General features: G+C 59.5%; 14 protein-coding genes and 1 pseudogene. 7 read left to right on the top strand and 8 right to left on the bottom strand.

Annotated elements, in window-relative coordinates; all coding sequences use genetic code 11:
• Positions 1-70 precede the first annotated feature (70 nt).
• The 5 genes from IOC61_RS10650 to IOC61_RS10630 all read left to right on the top strand — a co-directional run bounded on the left by IOC61_RS10650 (position 71) and on the right by IOC61_RS10630 (position 5,036).
• Positions 71-1,237: an iron-containing alcohol dehydrogenase gene (locus IOC61_RS10650; RefSeq protein ID WP_195688783.1), complete on the top strand. Its 1,167-nt coding sequence runs from the start codon at positions 71-73 to the stop codon at positions 1,235-1,237.
• 117 nt (positions 1,238-1,354) lie between these two features.
• Entirely contained in the window at positions 1,355-2,320 is a 966-nt protein-coding gene (locus tag IOC61_RS10645) for an ABC transporter substrate-binding protein (RefSeq protein ID WP_195688782.1), read from the top strand.
• Positions 2,321-2,709: 389 nt separating this feature from the next.
• On the top strand, positions 2,710-3,480 hold the full coding sequence (locus tag IOC61_RS10640) for a hypothetical protein (RefSeq protein WP_195688781.1): 771 nt from the start codon (positions 2,710-2,712) through the stop codon (positions 3,478-3,480).
• Positions 3,481-3,522: 42 nt separating this feature from the next.
• Positions 3,523-3,927, top strand: coding sequence for a transposase (locus tag IOC61_RS10635; protein ID WP_027961730.1), 405 nt, complete (start codon positions 3,523-3,525; stop codon positions 3,925-3,927).
• Positions 3,924-5,036 (top strand): IS3 family transposase, encoded by a 1,113-nt coding sequence (locus IOC61_RS10630; RefSeq protein WP_195688780.1) that lies wholly within the window; start codon positions 3,924-3,926, stop codon positions 5,034-5,036. The genes IOC61_RS10635 and IOC61_RS10630 overlap by 4 nt, the downstream gene beginning before the upstream one ends.
• Here IOC61_RS10630 and IOC61_RS10625 read toward each other — a convergent pair.
• From IOC61_RS10625 to IOC61_RS10610, 4 genes and pseudogenes are all read right to left on the bottom strand, one after another.
• Complete coding sequence (locus IOC61_RS10625; protein ID WP_195688779.1) at positions 5,011-7,023, bottom strand: hypothetical protein; 2,013 nt, start codon at positions 7,021-7,023, stop codon at positions 5,011-5,013. The two genes, IOC61_RS10630 and IOC61_RS10625, sit on opposite strands and share 26 nt — an antisense overlap.
• A gap of 180 nt (positions 7,024-7,203) precedes the next feature.
• Complete coding sequence (gene recA / locus IOC61_RS10620) at positions 7,204-8,232, bottom strand: recombinase RecA (RefSeq protein WP_195688778.1); 1,029 nt, start codon at positions 8,230-8,232, stop codon at positions 7,204-7,206.
• A gap of 132 nt (positions 8,233-8,364) precedes the next feature.
• A pseudogene (locus IOC61_RS10615) lies at positions 8,365-8,562 on the bottom strand (DNA recombination/repair protein RecA); the annotation flags it as partial.
• A 105-nt stretch (positions 8,563-8,667) separates the two neighbouring features.
• A complete protein-coding gene (locus IOC61_RS10610; protein WP_195688777.1) occupies positions 8,668-9,180 on the bottom strand; it encodes a CinA family protein in 513 nt (170 codons plus the stop codon).
• A gap of 175 nt (positions 9,181-9,355) precedes the next feature.
• Here IOC61_RS10610 and mutS point away from each other — a divergent pair, with 175 nt between their 5' ends.
• Together mutS and fdxA are read left to right on the top strand one after the other, a co-directional pair.
• Positions 9,356-11,935 carry a DNA mismatch repair protein MutS gene (mutS, locus tag IOC61_RS10605; RefSeq protein ID WP_195688776.1) on the top strand — a complete coding sequence of 860 codons (2,580 nt, stop codon included), beginning with the start codon at positions 9,356-9,358 and terminating at the stop codon, positions 11,933-11,935.
• Positions 11,936-12,151: 216 nt separating this feature from the next.
• Positions 12,152-12,475, top strand: coding sequence for a ferredoxin FdxA (gene fdxA, locus IOC61_RS10600; RefSeq protein WP_195688775.1), 324 nt, complete (start codon positions 12,152-12,154; stop codon positions 12,473-12,475).
• A 525-nt stretch (positions 12,476-13,000) separates the two neighbouring features.
• On the opposite strand, the gene eno is transcribed toward fdxA, so the two are convergent.
• From eno to IOC61_RS10580, 4 genes are all read right to left on the bottom strand, one after another.
• A complete protein-coding gene (eno, locus tag IOC61_RS10595; protein ID WP_195688774.1) occupies positions 13,001-14,293 on the bottom strand; it encodes a phosphopyruvate hydratase in 1,293 nt (430 codons plus the stop codon).
• Positions 14,294-14,327: 34 nt separating this feature from the next.
• Entirely contained in the window at positions 14,328-15,179 is an 852-nt protein-coding gene (kdsA, locus tag IOC61_RS10590) for a 3-deoxy-8-phosphooctulonate synthase (protein ID WP_195688773.1), read from the bottom strand.
• 5 nt (positions 15,180-15,184) lie between these two features.
• Positions 15,185-16,840 carry a CTP synthase gene (locus IOC61_RS10585; RefSeq protein WP_195688772.1) on the bottom strand — a complete coding sequence of 552 codons (1,656 nt, stop codon included), beginning with the start codon at positions 16,838-16,840 and terminating at the stop codon, positions 15,185-15,187.
• A 273-nt stretch (positions 16,841-17,113) separates the two neighbouring features.
• Complete coding sequence (locus IOC61_RS10580) at positions 17,114-18,532, bottom strand: FAD-dependent oxidoreductase (RefSeq protein WP_195688771.1); 1,419 nt, start codon at positions 18,530-18,532, stop codon at positions 17,114-17,116.
• Positions 18,533-18,572 lie beyond the last annotated feature (40 nt).

Here is an 18,572-nt window from a genome sequence, read left to right as displayed (position 1 = left end):
ATGCTGCCGTGGTACCGAGATACAAAGGCATCATACTCACAGCCCGATAACTAATAACATGGGAGCCCATATGTCGACTCAGATTATCCTGCCGCGCCTGATGCAGGTCGGCGACAACGCCAGCCAAGAACTGCCTGCCGTGCTGGCTAGCCTCGGCTGCCGGCGTCCACTGATCATCACCGACAAGATGATGGTGCAGCTCGGCTATATCAGTCAGCTTCAAGACATGCTGGCCGAACACAAGATTACGGCAGATGTCTTCGACGCCACCGTGCCGGAGCCCACCGTCGGCTCGATTCAGGCCGGCGTGGAGATGGCACGCAACGGCGACTACGACGGCCTGATCGCCCTGGGCGGCGGCAGCCCCATCGACAGCGCCAAGGCCATCGCGATACTCGCCAGGCACGGCGGCGAAATGCGCGACTACAAGTTTCCCCGCCAGGTCAACGAAGCGGGCCTGCCGATCATCGCCATCCCCACCACCGCGGGTACCGGCTCCGAGGTAACACGCTTCACCATCATCACCGACGAAACCAGCGATGAGAAGATGCTCTGCGTGGGCCTGGGCTTCATGCCGATCGCCGCACTGGTCGACTACCGCCTCACCCTGAGCCTACCGCCACGTACCACCGCCGACACCGGCATCGATGCGCTGACCCACGCCATGGAAGCCTACGTCAGCCAGAAGCGTAACCCCTACAGCGACAGCCAGGCGCTCTCGGCGATGCGGCTGATCGGCCCGAACCTGCGCCTGGCCTATCATAACGGCGATGATCAACAGGCCCGCGAAGCCATGATGCTGGGTTCCACCCTGGCTGGTGTGGCGTTTTCCAACGCCTCGGTGGCCCTGGTGCATGGCATGAGCCGCCCCATCGGCGCCCACTTCCATGTGCCCCACGGGCTCTCCAACGCCATGTTGCTGCCCAGCGTCACTGCCTTCTCGATTCCCGCCGCGCCTGAGCGCTACGCCGACTGCGCCCGTGCCATCGGCGTGGCCGACGAACAGGACGGCGACGAGGCAGCCAATCACAAGCTGCTCGACGAGCTCAAGGCCCTCAATGAAGAGCTGCAGGTGCCTACGCCCGAGCGGTTCGGTATCGAGCGAGAGCGCTTCTTCGAACTGATGCCAGAAATGGCCGAACAGGCACTGGCCTCCGGCTCCCCCGGCAATAATCCCCGCGTGCCCGACGCCGACGAGATCATCGAGATCTACCGGCAGCTGTGGTCCGACGCCTGAACCCGGGTACCCCCGCGACGCCGGTGCCACATCCACGCCACAGGACCGGCATCCATGGCATTTTTCAGCCGCCTCATGCAGGGTGTGCACGCTCATAGATCGATAGAGGGAGTTCCCATGATTGCCACACGCACCACTCGTCACCGTCTCATCGCCGGGGCGCTGTCTGCAGGCATGTTCGCCCTGTTCACGCCGCTCACCGCACAGGCCGAGCCTGAACAGCCGACTCTCGATGAAGTCCGCTTCGGCGTGCCGCCCTGGCCCGGCATCACGGTCAAGAGCGAGGTTGCCAGCCAGCTGCTCGAAGCGCTTGGCTACACCACGCGCCAGCGCGAGCTGGCGGTCAGTGTGATCCTCAACGCCCTGGTGGAGCGTGATCTCGATGTCTATCTGGCCGGTTGGTATCCGCAGGAGCGCGATATGCTGGCCCCGCTGCTCGAGGAGGGCTCGATCATCGAGATCGTCGACAACGTGCCCTCGGCCATCACCGGCATCGCCGTCACCGACGACGCCTGGCAGGCCGGTGTACGCAGCATCACCGACCTGGACAAGCATGCCGATCGCTTCGATAGCCGCATCTACGGCATCGAGGCCGGCTCGGGGATCAATGATGCCGTGCTCAAGGTGATCGATGAAGACCGCTTCGGTCTCGGCGACTGGCACCTCCAGGAGTCCAGCGCCTCGGCGATGCTCGCCCAGGTGGGCCAGAAGATCGACGCCGGCGAGTGGGCCGCCTTCATCGGTTGGCAGCCGCACTGGATGAACGTCGCCTACGACATGCACTATCTGGAAGACGCCGACGACTCCGGCGCCGCTCAGCTGGAAGGCCACGTGGCCACGGTCGTGCGCTCCGACCTTGCCGAGCAGGACCCCAACCTGGCGCGCTTCTTCGAGCAGTTCGTGGTGGGCAGCGATATCCAGAGCGAATGGGTCAACGCCTACTCTCGTGATGAGCGCCGCGCCGACGACGTCGCCAGCGAGTGGATCGCCGAGCACCAGGATGTCGTCGCCGAATGGCTCGACGGCGTCACCACCCAGGACGGCGAACCCGCCATGGACACGGTGCGCGCCCAGCTACAGTAAGTCTGCCTCGCCCCGGCACCTCCCCGGTGCCGGGCTATTGAGCGCCTTATCGGATAACAGCCGCCGCTTTCGACGCACTCACGGCAGAGGAAATAGCGGCCTGGCTTGCACCCGATCTATATTTTCCCACCTCAGCCTTTCGTAACATAGGACCACACACCCGGCGGTGCTAAATTAGCCGAAGTCGCCTCAGAAAAATGAAAGCCGCATGCGCGGCGATTGGTGTTATGTAGCCGAGCAAAATTTAATGTTCTGTTATTTCAATGGCTTAGGTGGTCTTCTAGCGCGTAGCATAAAATTCTTGAACGCGCGTGCTCGTTCAAGTGGAATATCAAGCATGCTATATAATACAGCTGTTATGTGCCTGACCGTAATTGAGCAAAGGAAATATGCAAGAATTATTTAACACTAATCAGAGCAAAGTAGTCTTGGCCCGATTTAAGACCAAGATAGATGGCCTCACCCCGACAAATGACTTCGAAACTTCGAGGAACAGCCTAATTCGGCTGGTAGTGAACTCGATGGAGGTTAATCCGGATCAGTGGAATGGACAATGCCAAATTAATATCGGTTGGATCGGAGACCATTTTATCAACCGTCTTTCTGATGAGGAAAAGGAATTAAACAAGGAGCGGCTAGATGACATATGTTCCATGTGTTTTCGTTTTTTGTTCGAACTCTACTTAAGCATCAAGAATGACCTTTCGATGGAGTTTGAGCAAGCTAGAAGATTCGTATTCAATAATCTTGAAGAATTTGAGCACGATGCACGGGAGCAGATTGAATATGCTATCCGAGATATGCCCATCAATATCCTCAAACAGCTATCGAATAACGAAGCTATCGATAGCATAAAGGATTTTAATAAAGTGTCTGCAAAGGCTCAGGAACTAAAAAGTAACTGGGACCAAGAAATTGAAGACAAAGAGAAGGAAGTAAATCGTCTCAAAGAAGCTCTAGACGAATACAAGACCGCCTTCAATTTCGTAGGGCTTTATGATGGATTTGATGATCTAGCAAAAGAGAAAAATAAGGAACTGAAAGGGTTATCTCGCGGGCTCAAGGTGATGGCAATAGTAGTCGTTTGTCCGATCATTGCTGAATTGGTGCTTGTGTACCTTCCCTGTGTGTCAACCTGCATCCATACACCGGCTCAGTGAGTTAAGCTCAATATCAGAGCCCGAGGTTCAGGAGCCCGTATCATGCCGAAACCGCCAACCGAGCTGCCCGATCATCAGGTCACGCCAAATCCCAAGCTGGAGAAACGCACACGTCGTCAGTTCTCGACCGAATACAAGTTGCGCATCCTCGCGGAAGCCGATGCCTGCCAGCATGGTGAGCTCGGGCAGCTGTTACGCCGCGAAAAGCTCTACAACAGCCAGCTGACCACTTGGCGCAAGGAGCTTGCCGAGAGCGGCGTGGAGAAGCTCCACAAGACTGCCCCAGGGCCGAACCCGAGCAAGACGCCGGAGCAGAAGCGTATCGAGGCACTGGAGCGTGAGAACGCCCGTCTTCAGCAGAGGCTCTCGACCGCCGAAGACTGCCTATCGCTCCAAAAAAAAGCGCTATCGATGCTCGATCGCATGAACAATGGGAGCGAACCATGATCACGGTGCTCGAAGAGCGCCCGGCGCGCCTCCCATTGGCCATGGCCTGCCGAGTCCTGGGCATCAACCGCAGCACGGTGTACGCCTGGCGAAAACGCCGCCATGAGCCTTATACCGGAGCTTCGACGTCGCGCCGGCATTGCCCGCAGCCCAGGGCCCTGTCGGCCGAGGAGCGAGCGAAAATGCTGGAGATCGCGCATAGCGAGCCCTATCGGGATCAGCCGGTGTATGAGATCTACCACGACCTGCTGCAGCAAGGGATCTATCTTGGCTCGCTCAGCACGTGGTACCGGCAGCTGCGTGAGGCCAAGGAGAGCGGTGACCGCCGTCCTCAGCGTGCTCCCCAACACCATGCCGTCCCACGCATCACGGCAAGGGCCGCCAATGAGGCCTGGACGTGGGACATCAGCAAATTGCCCACGCGGCGACGCGGCGTCTACCTCAACCTCTACGTGGTGCTGGACCTGTACAGCCGCTTCATCGTGGCCTGGATGGTCTCCCACAAGGAGAATGCCGCCTTGGCTCAGCAGCTCTTCCAGGAGGCCGTGGATCGCTACGGTATCCCGCATGGCGCACTGACGCTCCACCAGGATCGAGGCTCGCCGATGATCGCCCGGAGCTATCTGGACCTCATGGGAGAGCTGGGGGTCACGTGCAGTCATAGTCGGCCGCGGGTCAGCAACGACAACCCCTTCAGCGAAAGCCAGTTCAAGACCAGCAAATACCAGCCCGATTACCCGGGGCGCTTCGAGAGCATCGTCCATGCCCGGCAGTGGTACAGCGCTTACGTCGACTGGTACAACCTGCAGCACCATCACAGCGGGCTGGCTGGCTTCACGCCGGAGCAGGTCTTCACCGGCCGATATCGCGAGATTGCCGAGGTCCGCCAGCGAGCGCTCGATGACAGCTTCGAGGCGCATCCCGAGCGGTTCCTACGCGGACGCCCCAAGGTGGCGCTGCCACCGGACAGTGTCTCGATCAATCCAGTACAGCCCGATGACGACGACCCGGCCCCCTACAGCGTGGTGAACTTCCCGACGCTATCGGCGGCAGGTGCCACCGCGACGAAATCGACACTAATTTTTAACGATCTGTCCGAATCAGGTTGACAGGTTCCGCATTGGACAATAATCGGGCATGCGAAGGATCTTCTTCAAGTCGTTCAGCTAATAGAATAGTGTACAGATGCCAAGTAAACCACTTTTTATATTCTTCTTCTTGGAGACTATTCTTTGCACGATCAAGAACTGCCTTCCAGTGAAGCAAAGAAACTATGTTACTTTCAGACATGACGAAGATAGACCGCCTTTTCTCACATGACATACATCGATCTATTCGGTGACATACCTCACCGCGAACTGTTTCTTCCTGAACACCTGAAAAGGGATCTGAGCAATGCAGGCCACCAATTTGATGGTTAATGATATCATTTTTTCTCCTAGCATAATCCTCTTCATCAATCCCTACCTTCTTAGCAAATTCCACGATATCAATTGTTATTAAGGTCTCAAACCAGTTTATGAAGTCTCTAATGTTTTTATCTCTTCGCAAAATATCCGGTATATGACGGGTATATTTAGTCGCCATAGCCAGCCCTGTATGCCTTCCCTTCTTGCTAACTGCTACTGCGTCCCTAGAAACCATTGCTTCAAGAAGCAGCACACTACCTCTAATAGCTTTAGGAACACTAGACCACTCCCCCCCGCTCACCTCAATACAAATTTCACCAAAGTGCTTATTCAAAGTGTTTAAGTGAAGGCGCTGAGATAGATTCCCAATATTGTTTATGTTGTTCCTATAATTATTAATAAAAAGCTTATCCCTGTCTTCGTCACTAGCTATCTCTCGCAAAGGCGAGGACATCCTAACGACATGTTCAAAGACATCAACAACCGTAAGCGTTCTGGGAGTAAGAGGAGTAGCACTAGAGCGTGCCTGAACGAATTCCTCTTCAATATTATTCCTTCCTTTCCTTAGCTTGGTCCAGCTAATGACATAAGTATTTTCTTCCTTTCTCAAGCTATCAACCCTAAGATCTGCAATAGAGTCAGGGTTTCCAGCAACCTCAAAGCATATAAAGGCATAACACGCAGCCAGAACACGATTATCGCTGCCCAAATGGTGTCTTATTGCCTTCCGCGAGACACCTGAAACACCTATACGCCCAGAAAAAACATCATAATAGTCATCACTGAATCTTTCGGTTGGAAAGATCTTATTGTTATAAATCGCGCAATAGACAACGAAGACTGCCAGTGAATTATGAGACAGTATTTCTTTATACCTCCTTGCCCTATCATGAGAATTAAGCGATTTATCTTCAAAAACCTGTCTAAGAAATTTAGCTCTAGATACAAACTCGCTATCAGCAATCCATCTTTCTGCTTCGGCCAAAGAGTCAATATGCTCAACTATTATGCTTGCACAACGACCCCTTACTTTCTCAATCCGATCTGCAAGAGTTATAGTTGCAGCATCTACAATGTCTATTTTTTCTCCTAACTCTCGATCTATAGATAGGTTTGATAAAAGATTTATTACTTCCTCCTTTTCACCATCTCCATAGGCAGCGAGAATGTCTTGATAATTTTCCAGCAAGCTATTTAAATCAACGCTTCCGGTAAAATTCACGTCAAGGAAGGTGCTTCCTTGTCCGACTTTATGTTTGATTTTCCAGGTTGGGATTCTAAGCCCTTGCGGTAAAAGTCCCGCATTAGCAAACACTCTAAGCGCCCAATTTGCACCTGATGCATAATTGGTTCGAGTGATGGCATTATTGTGATTCTTCGATAAATGCCAGCGATATTCCGCCAAGAGAAGGTGCCAATGCGCAAGGATACTCGTGGGCGGCTGAGTGACGCCGGGTATGAAGCTGGTCTGTAGAAAACTCTTTAGGGGTATCGCTCCTTCAGACTCACAAAGGAAACGCAAAAACAAAGAAAGTGAGTGCCAATAAGTCACCTCTGAAGCTTCAACCACTTCAGATGCGGCATTTTCATATGCATGCGCCATAGCAGCACAATAAGGCAACCCCAAATGTTCAACAAAAACTAAAAAATCACGCTCCCGCCCACCTACGAGCACTGATAAACTCATGGAATCCACTATGGTTGTTGGCCCATAGGTGATGTTACTGGGGGAATAAGGGTATTACAAGTATAGAGTGCTGAGGCACCACCTGCTGCCAAAGAGTGATGAGCACTTATCAATCCCCAAGGGTGCTGCCAATGGCTACACCCTTGGGACGGGCCTGATAACTATGATGACACGGGAGGCTTAGTCTTCAATTTGAGTAGGCTCGTCACGCTGCTGCTGCTTACTCGGGAGTAGCTGCGTACGAATTTCAGCCTCAATCTCGCTTCCAATTTCTGGATTATCTTGTAAAAATCTGCATGCATTAGCCTTACCTTGGCCAATCTTATTTCCTTTATAAGAGTACCAAGCACCAGATTTCTCTATGAGACCCTGTTTAACTCCCAGGTCGACAACTTCTCCGAGCCTATTCGTTCCCGAACCATACATGATCTGAAATTCAGCCTGCCTGAATGGTGGAGCCACTTTGTTTTTCACAACCTTAACACGTGTTTCGTTTCCAACGACTTCATCACCTTCTTTTACTGACCCCGTGCGCCGGATGTCCATACGTACACTAGAGTAAAACTTTAGAGCATTACCACCTGTTGTTGTTTCAGGAGAGCCAAACATGACTCCAATTTTCATACGTATCTGGTTAACGAACACTACAGCAGAATTAGAATTCTTCACGTTTGCAGTGATTTTTCGCAGAGCCTGGGACATTAGTCGAGCCTGAAGACCAACATGACTATCGCCCATCTCGCCTTCAATTTCAGCTCTTGGAACAAGAGCTGCTACAGAATCCACAATGACGAGGCCAACCGCTTGAGAACGTATAAGCATATCTACGATTTCTAGTGCCTGCTCTCCATTATCCGGTTGCGAAATTAGCAAATCATCCAAGTTAACACCTAGCTTCTGTGCATAACCAGGATCCATTGCATGCTCAGCATCTACATAGGCACACGTAATGCCCATTTTTTGGGCCTCGGCTACCATCTGCAAACATAAAGTACTTTTGCCGCTGCTCTCGGGCCCAAATATTTCCGATATTCTTGAACGCGGAATTCCGCCGATACCAAGCGCGATATCAAGCCCCAATGACCCGGTTGAGATTGATGGAATATCAAGCTGGGCATCTTGCCCCATCTTCATAACGGCACCTTTACCAAACTGCCGTTCAATTTGACTCAGGGCTGCCGCCAGGGCTTTGGAACGATTGTCATCCATTAGGTTTCTCCGAATTAGTGATGCGACACAGGCGAAAAGAACTGGTTCAAGGTTTATTGATCTCGCTTCCATGCCTTAGCTATTGAAATGAAAGGGGTTATCTAGATGAACCGAATTCTCGTGTCGTGATTTGAATATCTCGACAACCCGACCCAGCGGCAGACCGCCGATGCCGAGGGCGATATCCAGGCCCAGCGAGCCGGTGGAGACCGAGGGCATCACCACCCGCGGCGCATCGCCCAGGCGCATCACGGTCCCCTTGCCGAACTGGCGGTCTATCTGGGATAGGGCGGCGTCCAGCGCCTTGGAGCGATTGTCTTCCTGAGCCATCACGGATCTCCTCAATCTGGGTCTCTTTATACTGGATGATTGAACAGTATTATGGGGAAAAATGGCGCGCTCGGCCAGCGAAAGTTTTCCCGGGCGCTCCTGGATTCAGCGCTCCTCGAGGCGTTGCACCACGCCGACCAGCGCCTCGCGCACCGCCTGCTCGCGAACGGCTCGGCGATCGCCAGGATAGCGGTAGCATTCGGCCTCGGCCCCCTCGCCATCGCCCCAGGCCAGCCATACGGTACCTACCGGCTTGTCGGCGCTGCCACCGCCCGGCCCGGCCACGCCACTGACCGCCACGCCGAGATCGGCACCGCTGTCACGGCAGGCTCCCGTCACCATCGCCTCCACCGTCTCACGGCTCACGGCACCGTGCTGGTCGAGCAGCGCCTCGGGCACCCCGAGAAGACGGACCTTGGCGGCATTGGAGTAGGTCACATAGCCGGTCTCGAAGTAGTCGGAGCTGCCGGCGACCGAGGTGACCACGCTGGCCACGCCACCACCGGTGCAGGACTCGGCACAGGTGAGGGTGACCCCCTTTTCGCGACACAGTCGACCCAGGCGCTCGGCCAGAGTGGCGAGGTCGAGATTGGCAAGGCTCGCGGCTGAGTGGGACATGCTGAAGACTCCTGCTCGGTGGATCGAAGGCAAGCCTGACGAGGCGAGGCCATCTGCGTAGAATACTGCCTTTGCCGCGGGGTTGCAGGCACCGCCATCCCCTGTGCGTCTCTGCCGACCGCTCAACGAGACCATCTACAAGACCTTCTACACGATCAGGAGCCCAGCAATCGCCATGTCCCAGGCCAGCACCCAGCATACGCCGATGATGGCCCAGTACCTGAAGATCAAGCGCGAGCATCCCGAGGTGCTGCTCTTCTATCGCATGGGTGACTTCTACGAGCTCTTCTTCGACGATGCTAGGCGCGCCGCGGCACTGCTCGACATTACCCTGACCCAGCGCGGCCAGTCCGCCGGCCAGCCGATTCCCATGGCCGGGATCCCCTACCATAGCGCCGAGGGCTACCTGGCGCGCCTGGTGGCCGCCGGCGAATCGGTGGCGATCTGCGAGCAGATCGGCGACCCCGCCACCAGCAAGGGGCCGGTAGAGCGTCGCGTGGTACGCATCGTCACCCCCGGCACCCTGTATGACGAGGCGCTGCTCGATGCTCGCCGCGACAACCTGCTGGTGGCCGTGCATGTCACCGCCGAGCGTATCGGCCTGGCCTGGCTGGAGCTCTCCAGTGGACGCTTCAGCGTACTGGAGGTGGAGGGTGAGAGCGAACTGCTCGCCGAGCTCCAGCGCCTCGACCCGGCCGAGCTGCTGGTGGCCGAGGGTCTGAATCTGCCGCCGGCCCTGGAGGGGCGTCGGGGGCTGCGTCGCCAGAGCGACTGGCTGTTCGACCCGGAGAGCGCGACCCGTCTGCTCTGCGACCAGTTCGGCGTCCAGGATCTACGTGGCTTCGGCTGCGCGCACCTCTCCGCCGCCATCACCGCCGCCGGCGTGCTGGTGGAGTACGCCCGGGATACCCAGCGCTCGCGCCTGCCTCATGTCACCGCCATCGGCGTGGAGAGCCGCGACGACGCCGTGGTCATCGACGCCGCCAGCCGTCGCAACCTGGAGATCGACACCAACCTGGCCGGCAGCGGCGACAACACCCTGGCCAGCGTGCTCGACACCACCGCCACCGCCATGGGCTCACGCCTGCTCAAGCGCTGGCTCAACCGTCCACTGCGTGACCGCGAGCACGTCCAGGCTCGCCAGTCCGCCGTGACGCTGCTGCTGGAGGCGGATGGCTTCGTGGCACTCGGCGACTCGCTAAAGGCGATCGGCGATGTGGAGCGCATCCTGGCCCGGGTGGCCCTCTTCAGCGCCCGCCCGCGTGATCTGGCCCGGCTACGTGACGCCTTCAATGCCCTGCCCGACCTCGAGGCCCGGCTCGCCGACTTCCCCGAGGGCTCCACCCTGGACGAGCTGAAGCGCCATATCCGCCCCTACCCCGAGCTCGCCGACACCCTGAATCGCGCTCTGGTGGAGAACCCCCCGGTGGTGATCCGCGACGGCGGGGTGATCGCCGAGGGCTTCGATGCCGAGCTCGACGAGCATCGCGGCCTCGCCGAACACGCCGGCGATTACCTGGTGAGACTGGAGACCCGGGAGCGCGAGCGCACCGGCCTCCCCGGCCTCAAGGTCGGCTACAACCGAGTGCACGGCTATTTCATCGAGATCCCCAGGGCACAAGCCAAGGAGGCCCCGGCGGACTATATCCGTCGCCAGACCCTGAAGAATGCCGAGCGCTTTATCATCCCCGAGCTCAAGGAGTTCGAGGACAAGGCCCTGTCGGCGAAGTCCCGCGCCCTGGCACGCGAGAAACTGCTCTACGAGGGGTTGCTCGAGACCCTGAACAGCGAACTCGAGGCCCTTCAGACCAGTGCCCGGGCCCTGGCGACGCTTGATGTGCTGTGCGCCTTCGCCGAGCGCGCCCATGCCCTGGAGTTCGTGCGCCCACGCCTTGCCGAGGCCCCGGGCATCGCCATTCATGGCGGCCGTCACCCGGTGGTGGAGCGGGTCAGCGACGCTCCCTTCGTGCCCAATGACCTGATCATGGGAGAGGATCGCCGCATGCTGGTGATCACCGGCCCCAACATGGGCGGCAAGTCGACCTATATGCGCCAGGCCGCGCTGATCGTGCTGCTCGCCCATACCGGCAGTTTCGTGCCTGCCAGCGCGGCCGAGATCGGCCCGGTGGACCGCATCTTCACCCGCATCGGTTCATCGGACGACCTGGCCGGCGGCCGCTCCACCTTTATGGTGGAGATGACCGAAACCGCCAGCATCCTGCACAACGCCACCGATCACAGCCTGGTGCTGATGGATGAGATCGGCCGCGGCACCAGCACCTTCGACGGCCTCTCCCTGGCCTGGGCCAGCGCCGAGCACCTGACCCGCACCCGAGCCTTTACACTGTTCGCCACCCACTATTTCGAGATGACCGCCCTGGCCGAGCAGGCCGAGAGGGTGGCCAACGTGCACCTGACCGCGGCGGAACACAGGGATGGCATCGTCTTCATGCACCGGGTTGAGGAAGGCCCCGCCAGTCAGAGCTACGGCCTGCAGGTGGCTCAGCTGGCCGGTGTCCCCCAGGGGGTGATCGCCCGGGCTCGAGAGAAGCTTGCCCAGCTCGAGCAGCAGGAGGTCGACCAGGGCAGTCGGACTCGACTGGCTGGCGCTGACGATACCCCGACACCGCTGCAGAACGACCTCTTCGCCAGCCAGCCACACCCGATGGTCGAAGAGCTCGACGGGCTTGCCCTCGATGACCTGACGCCACGCCAGGCGCTCGAGATGCTCTACCGCTGGCGCGAGACACGATGAGGTCCTCGCCGATGCCGGCGGCGCTATCGAACGCCGGGGTGCCACCTCCGTATCGTCTGGACCTTTGCTTGCGACGGTCAGGCAGCGGCGACTAGAATGGACGAATCCCCGGACTCCTTAGAATAAGAGACCTGGTTTTTATTACTTTTTAATATTTACATAGGTCGGGACCCGCCACGACAGCGCGAGCCAGGCCATGAGGGAGGGAAAAGCGGCATGACATTCGTCGTCACCGAGAACTGCATCAAGTGCAAATACACAGACTGCGTCGAGGTGTGTCCGGTGGACTGCTTCTACGAGGGCCCCAACTTCCTGGTGATTCACCCCGACGAGTGCATCGACTGCGCCCTGTGCGAGCCGGAGTGTCCCGCCGAGGCGATCTTCTCGGAGGATGAGCTACCCGACGGCCAGGAGGCGTTCATCGAGCTCAATGCCGAGCTGGCCGAGGTATGGCCCAATATCAGCGAGAAGAAGGACCCGCTGCCCGACGCCGAGGAGTGGGATGGCAAGCCGGGCAAGCTGGAGCAGCTGGAGCGCTGAGCAACACTCGCTTCCTGCCGTGGTTTCGCTCGGCAGGAAGCGATCAGCGAGACACCGGATACAGCAGCGCCGACCGCCTTGTGACGGTCGGCGCTGCTGTATCTAGCCGGCGAGTGGCGAGACAACGAGATCACCACGCAAGAAAAAGGCGGCCCAGGGGCCGCCAGCTCCAAGCCGTTCCACGAGCGATTCCTTTCGCCCAGATTCCCGTGATGACATCCCTGCCCGGAAACAGCATCCTGCCGTACCGAGCGCATCACCTGACTACATCCCATTGCATCCTGCCGAGGCTACATCCCGTGAGCCCCTGTGCTGCGTGGCTGATTGTCTCAGAATTGCGCCACGGCACAATCTGACACACACGGCGAGACCTCTATCTCCTGCACGCTCGACCGTCATGCAGAAAGGAAACTTATCTTTTTATTTTCAACAAGATAAAAAAAAGGCCGGCACCCTGGGTGCCGGCCTCCACACTCGAATGGCGTCAATCACGACACCACCTTGTCAGCGATCTCCTACACGCCATTACTGCCCCTTGACGGCCGACAGCCCGGGGTAGGTCGCCCCGTCGCCCAGCTCACTCTCGATGACCAGCAGTCGGTTGTACTTGGCGACACGATCGGAGCGACACAGCGAACCGGTCTTGATCTGGCCGGCGCAGGTACCCACGGCCAGGTCGGCGATGGTGGTGTCCTCGGTCTCGCCGCTGCGATGGGAGATCACCGCGGTGAAACCGGCATCCTGGGCCATGCGAATGGCATCCAGAGTCTCGGAGAGGGAACCGATCTGGTTGAACTTGATCAGGATGGAGTTGCCAATCTGCTCGTCGATGCCACGCTTGAGGATGCGGGTATTGGTCACGAAGAGATCATCCCCCACCAGCTGCACCCGGTCGCCGAGCTTGTCGGTCAGCGCCTTCCAGCCCTCCCAGTCGGACTCATCCATGCCATCCTCGATGGAGACGATGGGATACTCATCGCACAGGCCGGCCAGGTAATCGGCGAAGCCCGCGGCATCATACTGCTTGCCCTCGCCGGAGAGGTCGTACTGGCCATCCTTGAAGAATTCGGAGGAGGCACAGTCCAGCGCCAGGGTCACATCGCTGCCAAGCTTGTAGCCGGCGTCTTCCACCGCCTGCTTGATCACCGCCAGCGCCTCGGCGTTGGACGCCAGGTTGGGCGCGAAACCGCCCTCGTCACCGACCGAGGTGGACAGGCCACGCGACGACAGCACCTTCTTCAATGCATGGAAGATCTCGGCACCCATGCGCAGGCCTTCGCGGAAGCTCTGGGCCCCCACCGGCTGCACCATGAACTCCTGGATGTCGACGTTGTTGTCGGCATGCTCTCCACCATTGAGGATATTCATCATCGGCACCGGCATGGTGTACCGGCCCGGCTGACCATAGAGCTCTGCAATATGGGCATAGAGTGGCACGCCCTTGGCGTTGGCTGCCGCCCTGGCGGCGGCCAGCGACACGGCCAGGATGGCGTTGGCGCCAAGCTTGGCCTTGTTGTCGGTGTCATCGAGTGCCAGCATGGCGTCGTCGAGGCCACGCTGATCACGCGCATCCATGCCGACGAGCCTGGCACGAATGTCGCCATTGACGGCCTCGACGGCCTTCAGCACGCCCTTGCCGAGGTAACGGGCCTTGTCGCCGTCGCGCAGTTCGAGGGCCTCGCGGGAGCCGGTAGAGGCACCGCTAGGGGCACAGGCCACACCCACGGCACCGCTTTCAAGGCGCACTTCGGCCTGGACGGTGGGATTGCCGCGGGAGTCGAGTACCTCGAGGGCACGAATATCGACGATCTTGGTCATGCGAATCTTCCTCAGTCGTGTCAGCGTTGGAGAGTTATGAGATTTCGAGCGGCGCGAAGCCCTTCACCAGGTCATCGAGGGCCTTGAGCTGGGTCAGGAACGGCTCGAGCCGGTCCAGCGGCAAGGCGCAGGGGCCATCGCACTTGGCGCTATCAGGGTCCGGATGGGCCTCCAGGAAGAGACCGGCCAGCCCCACGGCGACACCGGCACGCGCCAGCTCCGCCACCTGTGCCCGGCGGCCATCGGCACTGTCGGCGCGCCCCCCCGGGCGCTGCAGCGAGTGGGTCACATCGAAGAACAGTGGCATGCCGCTCTGCTTCATCTCGCCGAATCCGAGCATGTCGACCACCAGGTTGTTGTAGCCGAAGCTCGAGCCTCGCTCGCAGAGGATCACCCGGTCATTGCCGGCCTCCTCGCACTTTCGGACGATATGACGCATCTCGTGGGGCGCCAGGAACTGGGGCTTCTTGATATTGATCACCGCCCCGGTCCTGGCCATCGCCACCACCAGATCGGTCTGGCGGGCCAGGAAGGCCGGTAGCTGGATCACATCGGCCACTTCGGCCACCGGCTCGGCCTGCCAGGGCTCGTGAACATCGGTGATGATCGGCACGCCGAAGCGCTCTTTCACCTCGGCCAGGATCTCGACCCCCTTCTCCAGGCCGGGGCCACGGAAGGAGTGGATGGAGCTGCGGTTGGCCTTGTCGAAGCTGGCCTTGAACACATAGGGCATGCCGAGCCTGTCGGTTACCTCGACATAGGCCGCGGCCACCTCCAGGGCAAGCTCGCGGGACTCCAGCACGTTCATGCCGCCAAACAGCATCAGCGGCAATGAATTGCCGGCCTTCAGGCCGGCAATCTCGATGGTTCTTTCGGGAGCACTCATCCGACTCACTCCTGGTAGGAGGACTGGGCGCGGCCGCGTGCTGTCTTGTGCTCCAGCGCCGCATTGACGAAGCCGGTGAACAGCGGGTGACCGTCACGGGGGGTGGAGGTGAATTCCGGGTGGAACTGGCAGGCCACGTACCAGGGGTGATCGGGAAGCTCGACCACCTCGACCAGGGAGTTGTCCACACTCTTGCCCGAGACGACCAGGCCCGCCTGCTCGAGCTGCTCGACGAACTGCTCGTTGACCTCGAAGCGGTGACGGTGACGCTCGACGATCTCATCGGCGGCATAGGCCTCGCGAGCCTTGCTGCCGGCCTTGAGCTGGCAGACCTGGCCGCCAAGGCGCATGGTACCGCCCAGATCGGAGGCCGCATCTCGCAGCTCGATCTTGCCCTCGGGGCTCAACCACTCGGTGATCAGGCCAACTACCGGGTGCTGGGTGTCGTGGGTGAACTCGGTGGAGTTGGCGTCCTCCCAGCCGGCGACGTTGCGGGCAAACTCGATCACCGCCACCTGCATGCCGAGGCAGATGCCGAGGTAGGGAATGCCGCTCTCACGGGCATAGCGCGCCGTGGCGATCTTGCCCTCCACGCCACGCTCACCGAAGCCGCCAGGCACCAGGATCGCATCCTTGCCGGCCAGACGTTCGGTGCCGTGGCGCTCGATATCCTCGGAGTCGATATAGTCGACATTGACCTTCACGCGGGTCTGGATACCGGCGTGGATCAGCGCCTCGTTGAGCGACTTGTAGGCATCGAGCAGCTCCATGTACTTGCCGACCATGGCGATATTGATCGACTTGAGCGGATTGAGCTTGGCATCGAGTACATGCACCCACTCGCCCAGGTCGGCCTCGTCGGCCGTCAAGCGGAGCTTGTCGCAGACGATCTCGTCGAGCCCCTGCTCGTGGAGCATCAACGGGATACGGTAGATGGTATCGGCGTCCTGCAGGGGGATGACCGCGCGCTCCTCCACATTGGTGAACAGGGCGATCTTGCGACGCTCACTCTCCTCGAGCTCCACCTCGCTGCGGCAGATCAGGATATCCGGCTGGATACCGATGGAGCGCAGCTCCTTGACGCTGTGCTGGGTTGGCTTGGTCTTGGTTTCCCCCGCCGTCTTGATGTAGGGCACCAGCGTCAGATGCATGAAGATCGCGCGGCTCGCACCGAGCTCGCTCCGGACCTGACGGGTCGCCTCGAGGAAGGGCAGCGACTCGATATCGCCCACGGTGCCGCCGATCTCCACCAGCGCCACGTCGAAACCCTCGCCGCCTTCATAGACGCGACGCTTGATCTCGTCGGTGATGTGCGGAATCACCTGCACGGTACCGCCCAGGTAGTCGCCGCGGCGCTCCTTGCGCAGCACGTGCTCGTAGACGCGCCCGGTGGTGAAGTTGTTGCCCTGGGTCATCTTGGTGCGGATGAAGCGCTCATAGTGGCCCAGGTCGAGATCGGTCTCGGCACCATCCTCGGTAACGAACACCTCGCCGTGCTGGAAGGGGCTCATGGTGCCCGGATCCACGTTGATATACGGGTCGAGCTTGAGCATGGTGACCTTGAGGCCGCGAGCCTCGAGAATCGCCGCAAGCGAGGCCGACGCGATGCCCTTGCCCAAAGAGGACACAACGCCGCCGGTCACGAAGATGTATCGTGTCATGAGGAACCTGTCGAAGCGTGATCGGTAGGCACGGCAGGAAGCCGCGCCAGGATGGGATGACAGATTAGCAGAATACTACCTTTGGCTCAATTTTGGACGATGCCCTGCCCGACCTGAAGACGCGGCAGCCCGAGCCATTGCAGGTGGGAGAGTCTGCCTCGCGACTCAAGGCCACAGGCCTCCCGGCGCTAACTCCATGACTACGGCACCAGCGGGCGCCTGCCGGCGCCAGTCGCGCAGCGGAGCTGCCCTCCTATTGATCTAACCCCATGCTTACACCCCCAGGTAGTCCAGGATGCCCTCGGCGGCCTGGCGCCCCTCGTGGATGGCGGTGACCACCAGGTCGGAGCCGCGCACCATATCGCCGCCGGCGAAGATCTTCTCGTGGGTGGTCCGGAAGGCGAACTCGCCCTGCTCCGCGGCCTTGACCCGATCTCGTTCATCGACCTCCACGCCGGTCTCGGTGAGCCAGGCCGGCGGGTCGGGCTGAAAGCCGAACGCGACGACCACGGCATCGGCGGGAATCACCTCCTCGGAGCCCGGCACCACCTCGGGGCGACGGCGGCCGTTCTCATCCGGTTCGCCCATGCGGGTGCGCACCACCTTGACCCCCTCGACCTTCCCTTCGCCCACCACGGCGACGGGCTGGCGATTGAACAGGAACTCCACGCCCTCTTCCCGGGCGTTGGCCACCTCCTTGCGTGAGCCAGGCATATTCTCCTCGTCACGGCGGTAGGCGCAGGTGACGCTGGTAGCGCCCTGACGAACCGAGGTGCGATTGCAGTCCATGGCGGTGTCGCCGCCACCCAGCACCACCACCCGCTGCCCCTTGAAGCTGATGTACTCGCCAGGATCCTTCTCGAAGCCCAGGCAGTGATTGACGTTGGCGATCAGAAAGTCGAGCGCCTTGTGAACGCCGGGCAGGTTCTCGCCGGGGAAGCCCCCCTGCATGGACCTGTAGGTCCCCATGCCCAGGAACAACGCATCGTACTCCTCGAGCAGGGTGTCGATGGTGATATCGCGGCCGATCTCGACCCCCAGGCGGAACTCGACCCCCATCTCCTCGAACACCGCCCGCCGACGCTCCATGACGTTCTTCTCGAGCTTGAACTCGGGGATGCCGAAGGTCAGCAGACCACCGATCTCCGGGTTGCGATCGAACACCACCGGCTTGACGCCGTTACGCACCAGGATATCGGCGCACCCCAGCCCCGCGGGACCCGCACCGATCACTGCCACCCTGCGGTCGGTCCAGGTGACCCGAGACAGGTCCGGGCGCCAGCCCATGGCGAAGGCGGTATCGGTGATGTACTTCTCGACCGAGCCGATGGTCACGGCACCGAAGCCGTCATTGAGGGTACAGGCCCCCTCGCAGAGACGATCCTGAGGGCACACCCGGCCGCACACCTCGGGCAGCGAGTTGGTCTTGTGACAGAGTTCGACCGCCTCGAGGATGTTGCCCTCGCTGACCAGCTGCAGCCAGTTCGGTATGTAGTTGTGTACCGGACACTTCCACTCGCAATAGGGGTTGCCACAGTGCAGGCAGCGATGCGACTGACCCGCCGCCTCCTGGGGCCTGAAGGGCTCATAGATCTCGGCAAACTCCCGCGAGCGGGTACGGGCATCCTTCTTGTCCGGGTCCTGTCGACCCACCTCGATAAACTGGAAGTCGTTGCTCAAACGGTTAGCCATGCTTTCTACTCCTGGAATTCCTGTCGGCCGCCACGCCCGC

Source organism: Halomonas sp. KAO (assembly GCF_015595025.1).
Classification (GTDB): Bacteria; Pseudomonadota; Gammaproteobacteria; order Pseudomonadales; family Halomonadaceae; genus Halomonas.
The sequence above is the reverse complement of the archived record's forward strand: the minus strand, read 5'-3'. Positions and strand labels throughout refer to the sequence as shown.

Bases quoted from the DNA above. Each gene is read 5' to 3' on its own strand.
- IOC61_RS10635 (WP_027961730.1), top strand. From the start codon at position 3,523: ATGCCGAAACCGCCAACCGAGCTGCCCGATCATCAGGTCACGCCAAAT.
- IOC61_RS10585 (WP_195688772.1), bottom strand. From the start codon at position 16,840: ATGACACGATACATCTTCGTGACCGGCGGCGTTGTGTCCTCTTTGGGC.
- IOC61_RS10650 (WP_195688783.1), top strand. From the start codon at position 71: ATGTCGACTCAGATTATCCTGCCGCGCCTGATGCAGGTCGGCGACAAC.
- IOC61_RS10645 (WP_195688782.1), top strand. From the start codon at position 1,355: ATGATTGCCACACGCACCACTCGTCACCGTCTCATCGCCGGGGCGCTG.
- IOC61_RS10610 (WP_195688777.1), bottom strand. From the start codon at position 9,180: ATGTCCCACTCAGCCGCGAGCCTTGCCAATCTCGACCTCGCCACTCTG.
- IOC61_RS10580 (WP_195688771.1), bottom strand. From the start codon at position 18,532: ATGGCTAACCGTTTGAGCAACGACTTCCAGTTTATCGAGGTGGGTCGA.
- IOC61_RS10630 (WP_195688780.1), top strand. From the start codon at position 3,924: ATGATCACGGTGCTCGAAGAGCGCCCGGCGCGCCTCCCATTGGCCATG.
- fdxA (WP_195688775.1), top strand. From the start codon at position 12,152: ATGACATTCGTCGTCACCGAGAACTGCATCAAGTGCAAATACACAGAC.
- mutS (WP_195688776.1), top strand. From the start codon at position 9,356: ATGTCCCAGGCCAGCACCCAGCATACGCCGATGATGGCCCAGTACCTG.
- eno (WP_195688774.1), bottom strand. From the start codon at position 14,293: ATGACCAAGATCGTCGATATTCGTGCCCTCGAGGTACTCGACTCCCGC.
- IOC61_RS10640 (WP_195688781.1), top strand. From the start codon at position 2,710: ATGCAAGAATTATTTAACACTAATCAGAGCAAAGTAGTCTTGGCCCGA.
- kdsA (WP_195688773.1), bottom strand. From the start codon at position 15,179: ATGAGTGCTCCCGAAAGAACCATCGAGATTGCCGGCCTGAAGGCCGGC.
- IOC61_RS10625 (WP_195688779.1), bottom strand. From the start codon at position 7,023: ATGAGTTTATCAGTGCTCGTAGGTGGGCGGGAGCGTGATTTTTTAGTT.
- recA (WP_195688778.1), bottom strand. From the start codon at position 8,232: ATGGATGACAATCGTTCCAAAGCCCTGGCGGCAGCCCTGAGTCAAATT.